The 15,684-nt window shown below is 54.3% G+C and carries 15 protein-coding genes and 1 pseudogene; 14 read left to right on the forward strand and 2 right to left on the reverse strand.

Going from position 1 to position 15,684, the window contains the following annotated elements; genetic code table 11:
- The first annotated feature begins 7 nt into the window (after positions 1–7).
- From ddpX to AAHF05_RS11350, 6 genes are read left to right on the forward strand one after another with little or no spacing between them, the layout of a single operon-like run.
- Positions 8–583, forward strand: coding sequence for a D-alanyl-D-alanine dipeptidase (ddpX, locus tag AAHF05_RS11325; RefSeq protein WP_028018944.1), 576 nt, complete (start codon positions 8–10; stop codon positions 581–583).
- Positions 584–598: 15 nt separating this feature from the next.
- Entirely contained in the window at positions 599–2,131 is a 1,533-nt protein-coding gene (locus tag AAHF05_RS11330) for an ABC transporter substrate-binding protein (RefSeq protein WP_028018943.1), read from the forward strand.
- Between the two features lie 23 nt (positions 2,132–2,154).
- Positions 2,155–3,177, forward strand: coding sequence for an ABC transporter permease (locus AAHF05_RS11335; protein ID WP_128347677.1), 1,023 nt, complete (start codon positions 2,155–2,157; stop codon positions 3,175–3,177).
- The gene (gene ddpC / locus AAHF05_RS11340; protein ID WP_049006481.1) at positions 3,174–4,070 is read left to right on the forward strand and encodes a D,D-dipeptide ABC transporter permease; all 897 of its coding nucleotides are present in this window, start codon (positions 3,174–3,176) and stop codon (positions 4,068–4,070) included. Before AAHF05_RS11335 ends, ddpC begins: the two co-directional genes overlap by 4 nt.
- A complete protein-coding gene (locus AAHF05_RS11345) occupies positions 4,067–5,053 on the forward strand; it encodes an ABC transporter ATP-binding protein (RefSeq protein ID WP_028018940.1) in 987 nt (328 codons plus the stop codon). Before ddpC ends, AAHF05_RS11345 begins: the two co-directional genes overlap by 4 nt.
- The gene (locus AAHF05_RS11350) at positions 5,046–5,975 is read left to right on the forward strand and encodes an ABC transporter ATP-binding protein (protein ID WP_332616561.1); all 930 of its coding nucleotides are present in this window, start codon (positions 5,046–5,048) and stop codon (positions 5,973–5,975) included. The genes AAHF05_RS11345 and AAHF05_RS11350 overlap by 8 nt, the downstream gene beginning before the upstream one ends.
- Positions 5,976–6,054: 79 nt before the next feature.
- Here the strand turns inward: AAHF05_RS11350 and AAHF05_RS11355 are convergent, their stop codons facing one another.
- The gene (locus AAHF05_RS11355; protein ID WP_023311893.1) at positions 6,055–6,483 is read right to left on the reverse strand and encodes an OsmC family protein; all 429 of its coding nucleotides are present in this window, start codon (positions 6,481–6,483) and stop codon (positions 6,055–6,057) included.
- 115 nt (positions 6,484–6,598) lie between these two features.
- Between AAHF05_RS11355 and AAHF05_RS11360 the strand changes: the two genes are divergently transcribed.
- A complete protein-coding gene (locus tag AAHF05_RS11360; protein ID WP_049006486.1) occupies positions 6,599–7,558 on the forward strand; it encodes a hypothetical protein in 960 nt (319 codons plus the stop codon).
- 19 nt (positions 7,559–7,577) lie between these two features.
- Here AAHF05_RS11360 and AAHF05_RS11365 read toward each other — a convergent pair whose 3' ends face one another.
- On the reverse strand, positions 7,578–8,453 hold the full coding sequence (locus AAHF05_RS11365; RefSeq protein ID WP_049006488.1) for a LysR family transcriptional regulator: 876 nt from the start codon (positions 8,451–8,453) through the stop codon (positions 7,578–7,580).
- A gap of 110 nt (positions 8,454–8,563) precedes the next feature.
- Here AAHF05_RS11365 and AAHF05_RS11370 point away from each other — a divergent pair, with 110 nt between their 5' ends.
- The 7 genes and pseudogenes from AAHF05_RS11370 (at position 8,564) to AAHF05_RS11400 (ending at position 15,623) form a co-directional block, all read left to right on the forward strand.
- A complete protein-coding gene (locus tag AAHF05_RS11370) occupies positions 8,564–9,415 on the forward strand; it encodes a Vmh family MBL fold metallo-hydrolase (protein WP_129325104.1) in 852 nt (283 codons plus the stop codon).
- Positions 9,416–9,515: 100 nt separating this feature from the next.
- A complete protein-coding gene (gene sra / locus AAHF05_RS11375; protein ID WP_008501714.1) occupies positions 9,516–9,653 on the forward strand; it encodes a stationary-phase-induced ribosome-associated protein in 138 nt (45 codons plus the stop codon).
- 174 nt (positions 9,654–9,827) lie between these two features.
- Complete coding sequence (locus tag AAHF05_RS11380; RefSeq protein ID WP_028018933.1) at positions 9,828–11,525, forward strand: NAD-dependent malic enzyme; 1,698 nt, start codon at positions 9,828–9,830, stop codon at positions 11,523–11,525.
- A gap of 250 nt (positions 11,526–11,775) precedes the next feature.
- Positions 11,776–11,868: pseudogene (locus tag AAHF05_RS11385) on the forward strand (type VI secretion system tube protein Hcp); the annotation flags it as partial.
- Positions 11,869–11,873: 5 nt separating this feature from the next.
- A complete protein-coding gene (locus AAHF05_RS11390; RefSeq protein WP_129325103.1) occupies positions 11,874–12,566 on the forward strand; it encodes a hypothetical protein in 693 nt (230 codons plus the stop codon).
- A 235-nt stretch (positions 12,567–12,801) separates the two neighbouring features.
- Positions 12,802–13,281: a type VI secretion system tube protein TssD gene (locus tag AAHF05_RS11395; protein WP_049006491.1), complete on the forward strand. Its 480-nt coding sequence runs from the start codon at positions 12,802–12,804 to the stop codon at positions 13,279–13,281.
- 632 nt (positions 13,282–13,913) lie between these two features.
- The gene (locus tag AAHF05_RS11400) at positions 13,914–15,623 is read left to right on the forward strand and encodes an ABC-F family ATP-binding cassette domain-containing protein (protein WP_129325102.1); all 1,710 of its coding nucleotides are present in this window, start codon (positions 13,914–13,916) and stop codon (positions 15,621–15,623) included.
- Positions 15,624–15,684 lie beyond the last annotated feature (61 nt).

Here is a 15,684-nt window from a genome sequence, read left to right on the forward strand (position 1 = left end):
CGGAGCTATGCCCGAAGAGAGTGAACTGATTGATGTGGCGAAAGCGTTTCCCACGCTGCACATCGATCTGAAGTACGCCACCGCCGACAACATCACTGGCCGCCCGATCTATCAGGAAGCACAGTGCCTGCTGCATACCGACGCTGCCACCGCACTCGCGAAAGCCATCGGTATTGCCACGCTGGCCGGGTTGAAACTGGTGGTGTACGACGCCTATCGACCGCAACAGGCGCAGGCCCAGCTGTGGGATGCCTGCCCGAACCCGGAATATGTGGTGGATGTGGCGATTGGCTCCAATCACAGCCGCGGTACGGCTATCGACGTCACGCTGATGGATGAACATAACACCGTGCTGGATATGGGTGCCGGTTTTGACGAAATGCATGACCGCTCGCATCCGTATCATCCCTCCGTGCCACCGCACGCCCAGCGCAACCGTCTGCTGCTGAACGCCATCATGTTCGGCGGCGGTTTTGTGGGGATCAGCAGCGAATGGTGGCATTTCGAACTGCCGAATGCCGCCAGCTATCCGCTGCTTGACGACCGTTTTGCCTGTTTTCCATTGACGCACACCCCTCTTTAAACCTGGAGCACTGCCATGAAAACAACGCTTCTCACGACCGTAATTGCCGCCACGCTGGCACTGAGCGCCCCGCTGGCGCTGGCTGCCGTCCCGAAAGACATGCTGGTGATCGGTAAAGCAGCTGACCCGCAAACGCTCGATCCTGCCGTAACGATTGATAACAACGACTGGACCGTCACCTATCCGTCCTATCAACGACTGGTGAAATACAAGCCCGGTACAACCGAAGTGGAAGGCGATCTGTCAACAGGATGGAAAGCCTCCGACGACCAAAAAGAGTGGACCTTTACCCTGACGGACAATGCGAAATTCTCCGACGGCACGCCGGTCACCGCCGAAGCGGTCAAGCTCTCGTTCGAACGCCTGCTGAAGCTCAGCCAGGGGCCGTCTGAAGCCTTCCCGAAAGACCTGAAAATTGATGCCGTTGATGACCATACGGTGAAATTCACGCTCAGTCAGCCGTTTGCCCCGTTCCTCTACACGCTGGCGAACGACGGTGCCTCCATCATTAACCCGGCGGTGTTGAAAGCCAATGCGGCGGACGATGCGCGCGGTTTTCTGGCGCAAAACACCGCTGGATCAGGCCCGTTTATGCTGAAAAGCTGGCAGAAAGGTCAGCAACTGGTACTGGTGCCAAATCCCCACTGGCAGGGTGATAAACCGCACTTTAAACGCGTGTCCGTGAAAATAATCGGTGAGAGCGCCTCCCGCCGACTGCAGCTTTCCCGTGGCGATCTGGATATTGCTGACTCTCTGCCGGTTGATCAGCTGGCCGCACTGAAACAGGAAGGCAAAGTGGCCGTCGCAGAATACCCTTCTTTGCGCGTGACCTACCTGTATCTTAACAACAGTAAGGCACCGCTCAATCAGGTGGATTTACGCCGGGCTGTCTCCTGGGCGACGGATTATCAGGGAATGGTGAAAGGCATTCTGAGCGGCAATGGCAAGCAGATGCGTGGCCCGATCCCGGACGGCATGTGGGGCTTTGACGCGACGGCCATGCAGTACAGTTTTGACGAGGCCAAAGCCAAAGCCGCGCTGGAGAAGGTGAAAGACAAACCGGCCAGCCTGACCTTCCTCTACTCGGACAACGACCCGAACTGGGAGCCTATCGCCCTCTCCACCCAGGCCAGCCTCGGCAAACTCGGCATTAACGTCAAGCTGGAAAAACTGGCAAACGCCACCATGCGCGACCGTGTCGGTAAAGGTGATTATGACATTGCCATCGGCAACTGGAGCCCGGACTTTGCCGACCCGTATATGTTCATGAACTACTGGTTCGAGTCGGACAAAAAAGGGCTGCCAGGCAACCGTTCGTTCTATGAGAACAAAGAGGTTGATTCACTGCTGCAGGCCGCGCTGAAAACCACCGATCAGGCGGAGCGCACCAAAGACTACCAGCAGGCGCAAAAAGTGGTGATCGACGAAGCCGCGTACGTTTATCTGTTCCAGAAGAATTACCAGCTGGCGATGAACAAAGACGTTAAAGGCTTCACCTTTAATCCTATGCTCGAGCAGGTGTTTAACATCGCCACCATGAGTAAGTAACGGTTCTCGCCGGGGGAAAGTGTATGACGTTCTGGAGCATTGTGCGCCAGCGCTGCTGGGGGTTACTCCTGGTGGTGGCCGGTGTCTGTATTATTACTTTTATTATTTCACACATGATCCCCGGCGATCCGGCCCGTCTGCTGGCCGGTGACCGTGCCAGCGACGAAATTGTACAAGGCATCCGCCAGCAACTGGGGCTGGACCAACCGCTGTACATCCAGTTTGGTCGCTACGTGGAGGCTCTCGCCCACGGTGATTTAGGGACGTCCATCCGTACCGGACGCCCGGTCGCGGAAGACCTGAAAGCCTTTTTCCCCGCCACGCTGGAACTGGCTTTTTGTTCCCTGCTGCTGGCCCTGGTGATTGGCGTGCCGCTGGGGATTTTATCGGCGGTGTATCGTAACCGCTGGCTGGATCATCTGGTGCGTTTGATGGCAATGACCGGGATCTCCACCCCCGCATTCTGGCTCGGGCTGGGCGTCATTGTGCTGTTCTATGGTCATCTGCAAATTCTTCCCGGTGGCGGTCGGCTGGACGACTGGCTTGACCCGCCAGCTCATGTCACCGGGTTTTATCTGATCGATTCCCTGCTGGAAGGCAACGCAGAGGTGTTTTTGAACACCCTGCAGCATCTGATTTTACCCTCACTGACGCTGGCGTTTGTGCATCTGGGCATTGTGGCGCGGCAGGTACGCTCGGCCATGCTTGAGCAGTTGAGCGAGGATTACATTCGTACCGCCCGCGCCAGCGGGTTGCCAGGCTGGTACATCGTGCTGCGCTATGCCTTACCAAACGCCATGATCCCGTCAATTACCGTACTTGGGCTGGCTCTGGGCGATCTGCTTTACGGTGCCGTGCTCACCGAGACCGTCTTCGCCTGGCCCGGAATGGGGGCCTGGGTGGTGACGTCCATCCAGGCGCTGGATTTCCCGGCGGTGATGGGCTTCGCGGTCGTCGTCTCGCTGGCCTACGTGCTGGTTAATCTGGTGGTCGATCTGCTTTACCTGTGGATCGACCCGCGAATCGGGCGCGGAGGTGCCGAATGATGTTAACGCAGGAAACGCCCGTACCGGTTAAAACCGTGAGACAACGCATCAACTGGGCAAAGCTCTTCTGGATGCTGCGTCAAAGCCCGCTCACGATCGTCGGTGGCGTCATTATGATCGCCATGCTGCTTCTGATGGTGACCTCACCGTGGATAGTGCCGCACGACCCGAACGCGCTGGATCTGACCGCCCGCCTGCAGGCACCGTCGGCGCAACACTGGTTTGGCACTGACGAGGTGGGCCGCGATCTGTTCAGCCGCGTACTGACGGGCAGTCAGCAATCCATTACCGCCGGGCTGGCCGTTGTGGTCATTGCAGGAGGGATTGGCTCGCTGCTGGGCTGTTTGTCCGGTGTTCTGGGCGGGCGCGGCGACGCCATCATCATGCGGGTGATGGACATTATGCTCTCTATTCCCTCCCTGGTACTCACCATGGCGCTGGCAGCCGCGCTGGGCCCGAGCCTCTTTAACGCCATGCTGGCGATTGCGATTGTCCGCATTCCGTTTTACGTCCGCCTGGCGCGCGGACAAACGCTGGTGGTGCGCCAGTTTACCTATGTCCAGGCCGCCCGCACGTTTGGCGCATCGCGCTGGCATTTAATCCGCTGGCATATCCTGCGCAATGCCCTGCCACCGCTGATTGTGCAGGCCTCACTGGATATCGGTAGCGCCATTCTGATGGCCGCCACGCTGGGCTTTATTGGTTTGGGTGCTCAGCAACCGACCGCCGAATGGGGCGCAATGGTGGCCGTTGGCCGTAACTACGTCCTCGACCAGTGGTGGTACTGTGCCTTTCCTGGTGCAGCCATTTTGATTACTGCCGTGGGCTTTAATCTGTTTGGTGACGGTATCCGCGATCTGCTGGATCCGAAATCGGGAGGGAAACAGTCATGACCGAATCGGTATTAACCATTGAAGATTTACATCTGAGCTTCCCGATTTTTCGCGGTGAGGTCCATGCCCTCAACAACGTCTCGCTGGAGATCAAACGAGGTGAAATCGTTGGCGTTGTTGGTGAGTCGGGTTCGGGAAAATCGGTTACCGCCATGCTGGCTATGCGCCTGCTGCCGGAAGGCAGCTACCATATTCATCACGGTCAGGTGAGGCTATTGGGTGAAAATGTCCTGACGGCATCCGAGCAACAGCTTCGCCAGTGGCGAGGCGCTAAAGTGGCGATGATTTTTCAGGAGCCGATGACTGCACTCAACCCGACGCGGCGGATTGGCAAACAGATGGTGGAGGTGATCCGCCAGCACCAGCCGCTTTCGCGGGGTGAGGCGCAGCAGAAGGCGATTACTCTGCTGGAGGAGATGCAAATCCCGGACGCGAAACAGGTCATGGAACGCTATCCGTTCGAGCTATCAGGCGGCATGCGCCAGCGGGTGATGATCGCCCTTGCCTTCTCCTGCGAGCCTGAACTTATCATCGCCGACGAACCCACCACGGCACTGGATGTCACCGTTCAGTTACAGGTGCTCCGGCTACTGAAACACAAAGCACGCGCCAGCGGCACCTCGGTGCTGTTTATTAGCCACGATATGGCCGTGGTGTCGCAACTCTGCGATCGCATGTATGTGATGTACGCGGGTAGCGTGATAGAAAGCGGATCCACGCAAACGCTGATCCACCATCCCGTACACCCTTATTCTATTGGTCTGTTGCAGTGTGCACCGGAAAATGGTCAGCCGCGCGACATGCTTCCGGCGATCCCCGGCACAGTACCCAACCTCAGCCAGCTTCCGCAAGGATGCGCTTTCCGCGAGCGTTGCTTTGCCGCCGGGGCGAAATGCAGTGAAACACCGCGCTTACAACCCAATGGAGCAGAAGGCCAACAGGCTGCCTGCTGGTATCCACAACGGGAGCAACACCATGTCTGATGTACTGCTGGAACTGGATAGCGTGTACGTGAATTTTCCGGCACGCAAAAACTGGCTTGGCCGCGTAACGGAACAGGTACATGCCCTCAACGGGCTTGATTTACAGATCCGCCGGGGAGAAACACTGGGTATAGTCGGTGAGTCCGGCTGCGGGAAAAGCACCTTGGCTCAGCTATTAATGGGTATGCTTAAACCCAGCACCGGCGCCTGCCAGCGGACACAGCACGCGGGCGGCATGCAGATGGTTTTCCAGGACCCGCTCTCCTCACTCGACCCGCGTCTACCGGTCTGGCGCATTATCACCGAGCCGGTGTGGGTGCAAAAACGCAGCAGCGAGCGCGAGCGCCGCCAGCTGGCTGAAAACCTGGCACTGCTGGTAGGTATTCGCCCGGAGTATCTCGACCGACTCCCGCACGCCTTTTCCGGTGGACAACGTCAGCGCATTGCCATCGCCCGGGCGCTATCGTCCGATCCGGATATTATAGTGCTCGATGAACCCACCAGCGCGCTGGATATCTCGGTGCAGGCGCAAATCCTCAACCTGCTGGTAAAACTGCAACAGCAGTGTAATCTGACCTTTGTTTTGATCTCCCATAACGTTTCGGTGGTCAGGCATATGAGCGACCGCGTGGCAGTAATGTACCTGGGTCAGATTGTTGAACTGGGCAGTGCCGCACAGGTGTTGGGGGAGCCGCGCCATCCTTACACCCGGCTGCTGCTTGACTCCGTTCCCAGAACGGGTCAACCGCTGGATGAGGGGCTGGCGCTGCGTAAGACTGAACTTCCCGGAAACCGTCATTTGCCGGTTGGCTGTTTTTTCCGTGATCGCTGCCCGATGGCAATGGAGGGATGTGAACATCCGCAACCGTTACAGCCCTCACATAAGGGCCGGAACGTTCGCTGCTGGCGGAATCTGGATTAGATTTGCGGATCCCCCGTCCCTGTAAATCCAGCGCCAGGAACGCGCGAGAGGAAGAGCCGGGCGCGAACCCGGCTGGGACTTAGTTAAGCTTATAGTCGAGCGTAATCTCGGCTTTCAGGAGCTGCGATACCGGGCAGCCCGCTTTCGCTTTCTGAATAATGCCATCGAACTGCTGAGGGGCGATGCCCGGGACGGTCACCTTACTTTTCAGGGCAACCTTCGTGATAGCAAAGCCGCCGTCGGTTTTATCCAGAGAGACGTCCGCGGTGGTATCAATGGAATCGGCGGTATAGCCCGCTTCGCCAAGCATCAGCGACAGTGCCATCGAAAAACAGGCCGCATGTGCTGCGCCAATCAGCTCTTCGGGGTTGGTCCCCTTTTCGCCCTCAAAGCGGGTATTGAAACCATAAGGCTGTTGATTGAGAACGCCGCTCTCGGTGGAAACCGTTCCTTTTCCGCGCTTAATGTCGCCAGACCAGTGTGCCGAACCGTGCTTATGAATAGTCATTCTTGCTCTCCTTTTGGCTTACAAAGGGTTAAGTATAGACTACGCATCTGACCCACCCTGGAACACAGACTTTTCCAGGACTTTCACCTGCTGCACCAACAAAAAGGATAATGATATGGCGCTAAAAATCAGGATGGCCGTTGCCGTAACCACACTGGCTCTATCGCTGTCTTCACTGGCGAAAACGCCGGAGAACTTTATCTATACCAGCTCCGGCGATCTCGATGCGGCGTTTCCGCTTGTTGCGCGAAGCGACATCGGCGGCGTGCAGATTGTTTACAACTGGCGCTTGCTTGAACCCGAGAAGAACAAGTATGACTTCTCGCGCATTGAGCAGGATCTGGCGCGTCTTAAGACTGCCAGGAAAAAGCTCTTCATCCAGATTCAGGATCGTTTCTTTGAGCCTAATGCCCGCTACGTGCCGGATTATCTGATGCACGATAAGCAATATGGTGGCGGGATTGCACCGCAGTTCGATAACCCCGGCGAAGGAAAGCCAGTCGGTTCAGGATGGGTGGCGCGTCAGTGGGATCCTGCCGTGCGCCAGCGCTACCAGGCGCTGCTGGCCGCCCTGGCGAAACGCTTTGATGGCGAGGTATACGGGGTAAACCTGCCGGAAACCGCCATTGATATCGACGAAAAAAATCCGCCGGCCGGATTTACCTGCGACAGCTATTTCGCGGGTGAAATGGAAAACCTCGCCTTTGCGCGAAAGGCTTTTCAGAAATCACACGTTGTGCAATATGTGAACTTCTGGCCGTGCGAGTGGGATAATGACCACAACTACATGGGGCGTCTGTTTGCGTATGCCAGCGCTAACAATATCGGCCTGGGTGGACCGGACATTGTTCCCAACCGCAAGGCCCACATGAAGAACGCCTATCCCTTCTTCCATAAAAATAAACACACGCTGCCGCTCATCGCCATGGCGGTTCAGGAGCCGACCCTGACCTATAAAAATCCGCAGACCGGTAAGCCCTTTACCAAAGCCGAGTTTGACCAGTTCGCAGAACAGTACCTCGGGGCCGATATTATTTTCTGGAGCACCGCCACGCCCTGGCTAAAGGCAAAGTAATCAAGAGCGTTCGCGGCTATCATGCCAGATAACCGGCCAGTTCATCGAGAAACACGCGCAGTGCAGCTGGCTGATATTCCCGGGACTGATAAATGCCATGGATGGCAAGCGGTTTCGGCTCCAGCGCGCTCAGCACCGGCACCAGTAAGCCCTGGTCCAGCGCGGAAGACGCTTCACGCTCCGGCAGCATCGCAATACCACAATGCTTTATCGCCGCATCCATCAACAGCGAAGAGATGCTGGCGCTCAGGTTGCCGCTGACGGCCACGCTCAGGTTTTCACCTTCCGGGGTCAAAAAGTGCCAGGACTGCCCGGCGAAAAAGCTGTAGTGCAGGCAGTTATGCTGTGCTAATTCTTCGGGGCTGACGGGCGTTCCGTGCAGTGCAAGATAATCGGGTGAGGCACAGAGAACCGAGCGACATTCTCCCAGCCGACGGGCAATCATGCCCGGTTCAGGGTTATCCGTAATGCGCACGGCGACATCAATGCGCTCTCCCACCAGGCTGACCGGGTGGTTGTTCACATCCAGCTCGATGCGCAGTTGCGGATAGCGCGAAAGCAGACCGGGCAGTACCGGCGCAATGAGGTGCATAGAGGTAAAATGGGCGCAGGCCACCCGCAACGTGCCAGACGGCAGATCTTTCTCTGACTGACCTTCGATTTCCTGCGAGATCTGCGAGAGTGTCCGTGTTTTTTGCAGCACCTTTTCCCCTGCCGCGGTCAGGGTTAACTTGCGCGTTGAGCGATTAACCAGCCGTGTTCCCGCCCACTTCTCCATTTGTTCAAGGTAGCGGCTCACCATCGGTCGGGAAATCCCCAGCGCGCGGGCCGCCGCGCTCAAACTTCCCAGCTCGCATATCCGGTTGTAGACCTGAGCGGCAATAACGCGATCCATAGAAACTCCATTTGCTCGATTTATGAAACTAAGCATGTCTTGTTTCAGGAATTCTGGCAAATACGAATATCCGTACAATAGAGACTTTCCTGCACAACAGAGACAACAGTATGAAACTCACTCACCTTGCTTTGCTTTCCACCCTTTTCACTCCGGCTGTTTTTGCCGCACCGTTGACCATTGATACCTATAACCCGCGAGAAAAAGGTATTTTCGCAGTCTCATCAACGCTGGTCTCCGGCCCGAAAGAAGCTGTTCTATTTGATGCGCAGTTCAGTGTGAAAGATGGCGAAGCGCTGGTAGAGAAAATTCGCCACAGCGGTAAAACGCTGAATAAGATTGTGATCACGTCTGGCGACCCCGATTTTTACTTCGGTCTGCAGCCGCTGGTAAAAGCCTTCCCGAATGCCAAAGTGGTAGCCACCCAGCATGTCGTTGACCATATTAAAGCCACCAAAGACGCCAAGCTCGCCTTCTGGGGTCCACAGATGAAAGACGGCGCGCCAACCGAGCTGGTTGTGCCGCAGGTGCTTACCTCCACCACGTTTATGGTTGACGGGGAAAAGATTGATATTGAGCAACCAGACAGCTACGCGGCTTATGTCTGGATCCCGTCAGCGAAAACCATTCTTGGCGGTACCGGGGTTTCCTGGGGCATTCACGTCTGGACAGCAGACACCCAGACACCCGCGAGCCGTAAGCAGTGGCAAGAAACGCTGGATAATATGGCCGCACATAAGCCCGCACGCGTCATTCCGGGGCATTATCTCGGCACGCCGCCAGTCGGAACCGGGGCTATCGACTTTACCCGTCAGTACCTTCAGCAGTTCGAACTGGCGTTGGGTCAACATAAAAACTCAGCCAGCGTAATCGACACGATGAAAAAACAGTGGCCGAACCTTGCAGAAGCCAGCTCACTGGAGCTGAGCGCCAAAGTGAATACCGGCGAAATGAAGTGGTAATGTAAAAACCTGCTATGCTGGATGTGCAACCTAAGGGGTTACATTTCGTTTGCGTGAGCAAACTGGTCCTTAAAACTATCAACAGGATTGAGGAGTTAACATGAAATCGAACCGTCAGGCACGCCACATTCTGGGGCTGAACTACAAGCTTTCAAACCAACGTAAAGTGGTGATTGAAGGCGACCATGAAACGCAAGTCACTCACGCCACCGGCAGAAAACGCCACGCGGGCAAGTAAGTTCCAGAAACAGAACCTCAACACCATCGGTCTTCCGATGGTGTTTTTGTTTATGTGTTGCGGTAATTCATATTTAGCTCCTTTATAATACCGCTGACCGAATCCCGTAGCACAGGCCAGAAAGATGACAAACAGCAGTGTCAGGGACGGATCTTCATAAAAAGAGTGAGTGACATGGACAACAAACTGAAAAAACATCGTTCCTTATATATCCCTTATGCCGGACCGGTTTTACTCGAATTCCCCCTGCTTAACAAAGGCAGCGCCTTCAGTATAGAAGAGCGCAGCAGCTTTAACCTGCTGGGTTTACTGCCCGAAGTGGTTGAGACCATTGAAGAACAGGCAGAGCGCGCGTGGATCCAGTATCAGGGTTTCAAAACTGAAATCGACAAACACATCTACCTGCGTAACATTCAGGACACCAACGAAACCCTCTTCTATCGCCTGGTACAGAACCATCTCGAAGAGATGATGCCGGTGATCTACACCCCGACGGTGGGTGCGGCTTGCGAGCGCTTCTCAGAGATCTATCGTCGCTCTCGCGGCGTTTTCATCTCTTATCAGAACCGTCACAACATGGACGACATTCTGCAAAACGTGCCTAACCACAATATCAAAGTGATTGTGGTGACCGACGGCGAGCGTATTCTCGGCCTCGGCGACCAGGGCATTGGCGGGATGGGGATCCCCATCGGTAAACTCTCCCTGTATACCGCCTGTGGTGGTATCAGCCCGGCGTATACCCTGCCGGTGGTACTGGACGTCGGCACCAACAACCAGCAGTTGCTCAACGATCCACTTTATATGGGCTGGCGTCATCCGCGAATCACCGACGATGAGTACTATCAGTTTGTTGATGATTTCATCCAGGCCGTGAAGCACCGCTGGCCGGACGTGCTGCTGCAGTTTGAGGACTTCGCGCAGAAAAACGCCATGCCGCTGCTGAACCGCTATCGCGACGAGATCTGCTCGTTCAACGACGACATCCAGGGTACCGCAGCGGTCACCGTGGGTACGCTGATCGCCGCCAGCCGCGCGGCAGGCAGCCAGCTGAGCTATCAGAAAATTGTCTTCCTCGGCGCAGGCTCTGCCGGCTGCGGTATTGCCGAGCAGATTATCGCGCAGACGCAGCGAGAAGGGTTAAGCGAAGAGCTGGCGCGCTCTCGCGTCTTTATGGTTGACCGTTTCGGCCTGCTGACCGACGGTATGCCAAACCTGCTGCCGTTCCAGACGAAACTGGTGCAGAAGCGCGAAAACCTGAAAAACTGGGATACCGACAACGAAGTGCTCTCCCTGCTGGACGTGGTGCGCAACGTGAAGCCGGATATTTTGATCGGCGTTTCCGGGCAAACCGGCCTCTTCACCGAAGAGATCATTCGCGAGATGCACAAGCACTGCGAGCGCCCTATCGTGATGCCGCTCTCTAACCCAACCTCCCGCGTGGAAGCGACGCCGCAGGACATCATCGCCTGGACTGAAGGTAACGCCCTGGTTGCCACCGGCAGCCCGTTCGATCCAGTGGTGTGGAAGGATAAAACCTATCCGATCGCCCAGTGCAACAACTCTTACATCTTCCCGGGCATTGGTCTGGGCGTAATCGCCTCCGGCGCGTCTCGCATCACCGATGAAATGCTGATGTCGGCAAGCGAAACCCTCGCAGGCTACTCGCCGCTGGTCAACAACGGTGAAGGTCTGGTGCTGCCGGAGCTGAAAGACATTCACAAGGTGTCGCGCGCTATCGCGTTCGCGGTAGGTAAAATGGCGCAGCAGCAAGGCGTGGCGGTGAAAACCTCTGCCGACGCGCTGCAGCAGGCCATTGACGACAACTTCTGGAAGCCTGAATACCGGAGTTATCGCCGGACGTCGATTTAACTCTGCGTTCCAACCGTTCCCTCTCCTCAAAAGGGAGAGGGAACGTGAACACCCTCCTCTCTTTATTTTCTTAGCCGCTACAACGGCGTTCCCCTACCCCTTATTTAAAAAATCAATAATTCAACGATAATTCATATCTCGCTGAAATATAAAATTTTCACATAACACTTTTTGCCTAATAAACAAATTCTTTTAAGGGTTTAGTAACGTTCCACATCACTAAACTCATTAATTTAAAAAGGGTATTAAAATGGCAATTCCGGCATATCTTTGGCTTAAAGATGACGGCGGTGCAGATATCAAAGACGCTGTTGATGTACAAGATCGCGAGGGAAGCAAGGAGCGGTCATGTGCTACAGAGATGAAGTGACAAGTTACTTGCAGGCGAATAAAATTCTTGCGTTAAAACTCGACCACGCATTAACGGGTGTAGGAAAAGCCGTATCAAATCAGATTGAAACGATCGGCGCAGCTGCAACGCGCGCACTGTATTATACGTCCTGCTTTACTGATGAATATCAGGACGTATGCAAGAAACAAAAAGCTGAAGACATTCGATTTAGAAACGGTGTTATTTATCTTCTTCGACATAACAATGTTGCGTATGACATGTTCAAAATTTATTTCGAAGAAATATTTAAAGATAAAACCACAGAACAGCTTGAACGTATCAAACAAATGCTTATGGCTGTTAATATCCATATTGCCGCAAGCTCACTCACAAACGTGGGGTTTGCTTTAGCAACGGCATCATTTGTCGCAGCAGGCATGAATCTAAACCTTGAAATCAGTGCCCTGGCAGGGCGAAGAGCGGGACAGGTTGTTGGGATTATTGGCATATACGGCATTGTCCAAAAAGCAGCAGACAGCGCGCATCGTCTTCACATTACTTATCCCGCTTACTACTCAGCGCTATACGTTCAAGAGTTGGAAATGATGTATTTCCTGATAGAGCCAGTGTTTGAGCGGGCTAAGGCGCTTACAGCACAATGGGCATCGGATGATGAAATTGCGGATATCATAACCAGGATGGTTCGATAACCATGATGAATCTTATTAAAAGATTTTTCAGGCGAATGTTCAGGTCGTTAGTTTCGTATTATGGCCCATCAGCGCTGACAGTAGTATTCGCCTTGATTCAGGGCTCATTATTTCCTGACGCCCCAATCTGGCTGATCCCCTTATTCTTTGTGTTTGTGATGGTTGTTTTATCAATATATGAAATTGCAAGATTCAAACGTTAGCATTATCGTAAATTTATGCATAAGGATATATTATGTCTATACCCGCACACTTATGGCTTGAAGATGAAAATGGTTCACCGATCGTTGGCAGTTGTCTTATGCCACTTCGTCTGGGGTCTATCGAGTTAAAATCCTTCTCTCACGGTGTCACTATCCCTGTCGATCCAAGCTGGGGAAAACTAACAGGAACGCGTGTCCATCGCCCTATCACAATAGTGAAGGAATTTGATCAAACAACACCACTTTTGTACCGTGCTGTCTGTGAAGGCCGAACCATGAAGAAGGCCACAATTAAAATGTACCGTATTCTGGAATCAGGTATTGAGGCCGAGTATTTCAATATCATTCTGGAAAACGTCAAGTTTACAACGGTTGCACCCTACCTGTCTCCTAACGGTATAAGCAGTACGCACCTTGAAACGCTCGAATTACGTTATGAAGCGATTACCTGGAAGTATACAGAGGGTAATATTATCTATCGTGATTCATGGAACGATCGTTGTTGTGCATGATGACGAAGAAGGCAAAGGATGCTTCGCCTCTAACTAAGAGAGAAAATGTTTAATTTAACCGCAGAGCAACGACAAGTGGTGAGAATGAAACTATTTGATTGTCCATTAGTGATGGTGGTACTCCTTGTAATTCTATGGTGTACCGTAGTATTTCTGTCATTAATCACATTATATAAAGTTATTCCACCAGATGCGCAGTACTCTTTTGCGGAGCATTTTGAAATCTATGGCGACGAATTGATTATGGATTTTGTGCTGTACCTTTTTTTCAGTATAGCCGCATTCATTGCCTCAGCTCTTACACTAGCCTTGTATTTGCTTATACGGAAAAGATAATCCTGGGCAGCAATGCTGCCCCTCTACTTGGTATACACTCGAAAACGTTGTATAGTGGTAATTACTTACAAACTCATAACATATAAGGAGGCCAATTATGCTGTACTGTGAAATTTTCAATGTTTCACATACATTTGGTGATCGCACCAGCTCAAGCGTTATCGGTATCGTGCTGCGATAACTTCTGCTTGAGCGAAGACACCAACCCCTGAAATCCCTTCTCTCGGGCTTACTGAGTTATCGTCAGCGATGTTTGACGAGGCATAAACATGCCTGTAACTCTTGGGTAAGCAACAATGAGCACTATACTCACTGCACAATCTTTACGCGTTGATACGGCGTTTGGCACGCTCTTCGACTCGCTCTCCTTTACGCTAAAAAAAGGCGACCGCATTGGCCTGCTGGGCGATAACGGCTGCGGCAAAAGTACGCTGCTGAAGGTGCTGGACGGCACTGACGCTCCTGCCTCAGGAACGGTTTCGCTGGCCGGGCACTGCCTGATGGCACGGGTAGAACAGCACCTGCCGGACGCTATTTTCCCGCTGACCATGCTGGATGCCGTGCTGGCGCAGTTACCTTCTGCTGAACGTGACAGCCTGGGCTGGAAAGCCGAAACGCTGCTGGCAAGCATGGGCTTCACGCCGCAGGATATGATGCTGCAATCCGCGACACTCAGCGGCGGGCAACACACTCGCCTGCTGCTGGCGCGGGCATTGATTCACGAGCCGGATCTGCTTTTGCTGGATGAACCGAGTAACCATCTCGATTTACCCACCATGCTTTGGCTTGAGCAATTTTTGCAGAACTGGTCAGGCAGCTTTGTGCTGGTCTCGCATGACAGACAGTTGCTGGATGCCGTCACCAACGGTAGCTGGATCCTGCGCGATAAAACGCTGCACTACTTCGCCCTTCCCTGCACGGCCGCCCGCAAGGCGCTTGAAGCAAAGGATGAAAGCGACGCGCAGCGCCACAAGGCGGAGCAAAAGGAGATCGACCGTGTGACCGCCAGCGCTAAGCGGCTGGCGACCTGGGGCAAGGTTTACGACAACGAAGACCTGGCCCGCAAAGCCAAACAGATGGAAAAACAGGTCGAACGACTCAGGGAGAGCCAGACGGAGCTCACCGCAGGCAGTCCGTGGACATTAACCCTGCGTGGTGATGCGCTGCGGGCAGACCGTCTGCTGGAGATGGAAAATCTCGGCGTCCACCCTGCTCCTGGGCTACCCAACCTGTTCAGCATTGAGACAGCGCGCCTGAAAAGCGGCGATCGTGTGGCGATTGTCGGTCGTAACGGCTGCGGCAAATCGTCACTGATGAAGCTTATCTGGCGACAGTTTACCGATGAACTGACCCACGACGGGCTGAAGCTGCACCCCCGCGTGTCGCCAGGCTATTACGACCAGACGCTGAATCAGCTACCGGACAACGCCACGCTGCTCGACGCGCTGGAGCCTTTCGCGCCGGATCCGCAGAACCGCAAAATGGCGCTGATAAGCGCGGGTTTCCCGTGGGCGCGTCACGGGCAAACGGTCAGCACGCTAAGCGGTGGCGAGCGTTCACGCCTGTTGTTCGTGGGCCTGACGCTTGCTCGCTATAGCCTGTTGATGCTGGATGAACCCACCAACCACCTGGACATGGAAGGCAAAGAGGCGCTGGCACAAACCCTTCAGCAGTTCGAAGGCGGTGTTCTGCTGGTCAGCCATGACCGTCAGTTGATCAGCCAAAGTTGTAATCGTTTCTGGCTGATTGAGAATGGGACACTGAGCGAATGGCACGATGCAGAAGCGGTGTTTGAGCGTCTGCGTGAAAGCGCAGGGCTAGTGACATCCGCGGCGCCCGCTGCTGCCGCGACGGTTCAACCCTCGCCGTATGACGATCTGCTTGAACGGCTGGTCGCTCTGGAAACGCTGCTGGAAGACGATCTGGCACGGAAGCCGAAGCATCAGAAGCCGCAGCTTCAGGCGCAATGGCGTAAAGAGATTAAGGAGATAGAAGCACAGCTGTAAAACTGCGCCCGGCGAGTTGCTCGCCGGGCCAGTCTTTTCCCCCTTAATAATAAGAGGGATC

It is taken from the genome of Enterobacter adelaidei, from assembly GCF_041937165.1.
GTDB classification, from domain to species: Bacteria; Pseudomonadota; Gammaproteobacteria; order Enterobacterales; family Enterobacteriaceae; genus Enterobacter; species Enterobacter adelaidei.

What these genes read in the sequence shown, in the direction of transcription:
- AAHF05_RS11370 (WP_129325104.1), top strand. Translation starts at nt 8,564, where the DNA reads ATGAAACTCACTCACCTTGCTTTGCTTTCCACCCTTTTCACTCCGGCT.
- AAHF05_RS11390 (WP_129325103.1), top strand. Translation starts at nt 11,874, where the DNA reads ATGTGCTACAGAGATGAAGTGACAAGTTACTTGCAGGCGAATAAAATT.
- AAHF05_RS11345 (WP_028018940.1), top strand. Translation starts at nt 4,067, where the DNA reads ATGACCGAATCGGTATTAACCATTGAAGATTTACATCTGAGCTTCCCG.
- AAHF05_RS11355 (WP_023311893.1), bottom strand. Translation starts at nt 6,483, where the DNA reads ATGACTATTCATAAGCACGGTTCGGCACACTGGTCTGGCGACATTAAG.
- AAHF05_RS11400 (WP_129325102.1), top strand. Translation starts at nt 13,914, where the DNA reads ATGAGCACTATACTCACTGCACAATCTTTACGCGTTGATACGGCGTTT.
- AAHF05_RS11335 (WP_128347677.1), top strand. Translation starts at nt 2,155, where the DNA reads ATGACGTTCTGGAGCATTGTGCGCCAGCGCTGCTGGGGGTTACTCCTG.
- AAHF05_RS11330 (WP_028018943.1), top strand. Translation starts at nt 599, where the DNA reads ATGAAAACAACGCTTCTCACGACCGTAATTGCCGCCACGCTGGCACTG.
- AAHF05_RS11360 (WP_049006486.1), top strand. Translation starts at nt 6,599, where the DNA reads ATGGCGCTAAAAATCAGGATGGCCGTTGCCGTAACCACACTGGCTCTA.
- ddpX (WP_028018944.1), top strand. Translation starts at nt 8, where the DNA reads ATGCCCGAAGAGAGTGAACTGATTGATGTGGCGAAAGCGTTTCCCACG.
- AAHF05_RS11380 (WP_028018933.1), top strand. Translation starts at nt 9,828, where the DNA reads ATGGACAACAAACTGAAAAAACATCGTTCCTTATATATCCCTTATGCC.
- AAHF05_RS11395 (WP_049006491.1), top strand. Translation starts at nt 12,802, where the DNA reads ATGTCTATACCCGCACACTTATGGCTTGAAGATGAAAATGGTTCACCG.
- AAHF05_RS11365 (WP_049006488.1), bottom strand. Translation starts at nt 8,453, where the DNA reads ATGGATCGCGTTATTGCCGCTCAGGTCTACAACCGGATATGCGAGCTG.
- AAHF05_RS11350 (WP_332616561.1), top strand. Translation starts at nt 5,046, where the DNA reads ATGTCTGATGTACTGCTGGAACTGGATAGCGTGTACGTGAATTTTCCG.
- sra (WP_008501714.1), top strand. Translation starts at nt 9,516, where the DNA reads ATGAAATCGAACCGTCAGGCACGCCACATTCTGGGGCTGAACTACAAG.
- ddpC (WP_049006481.1), top strand. Translation starts at nt 3,174, where the DNA reads ATGATGTTAACGCAGGAAACGCCCGTACCGGTTAAAACCGTGAGACAA.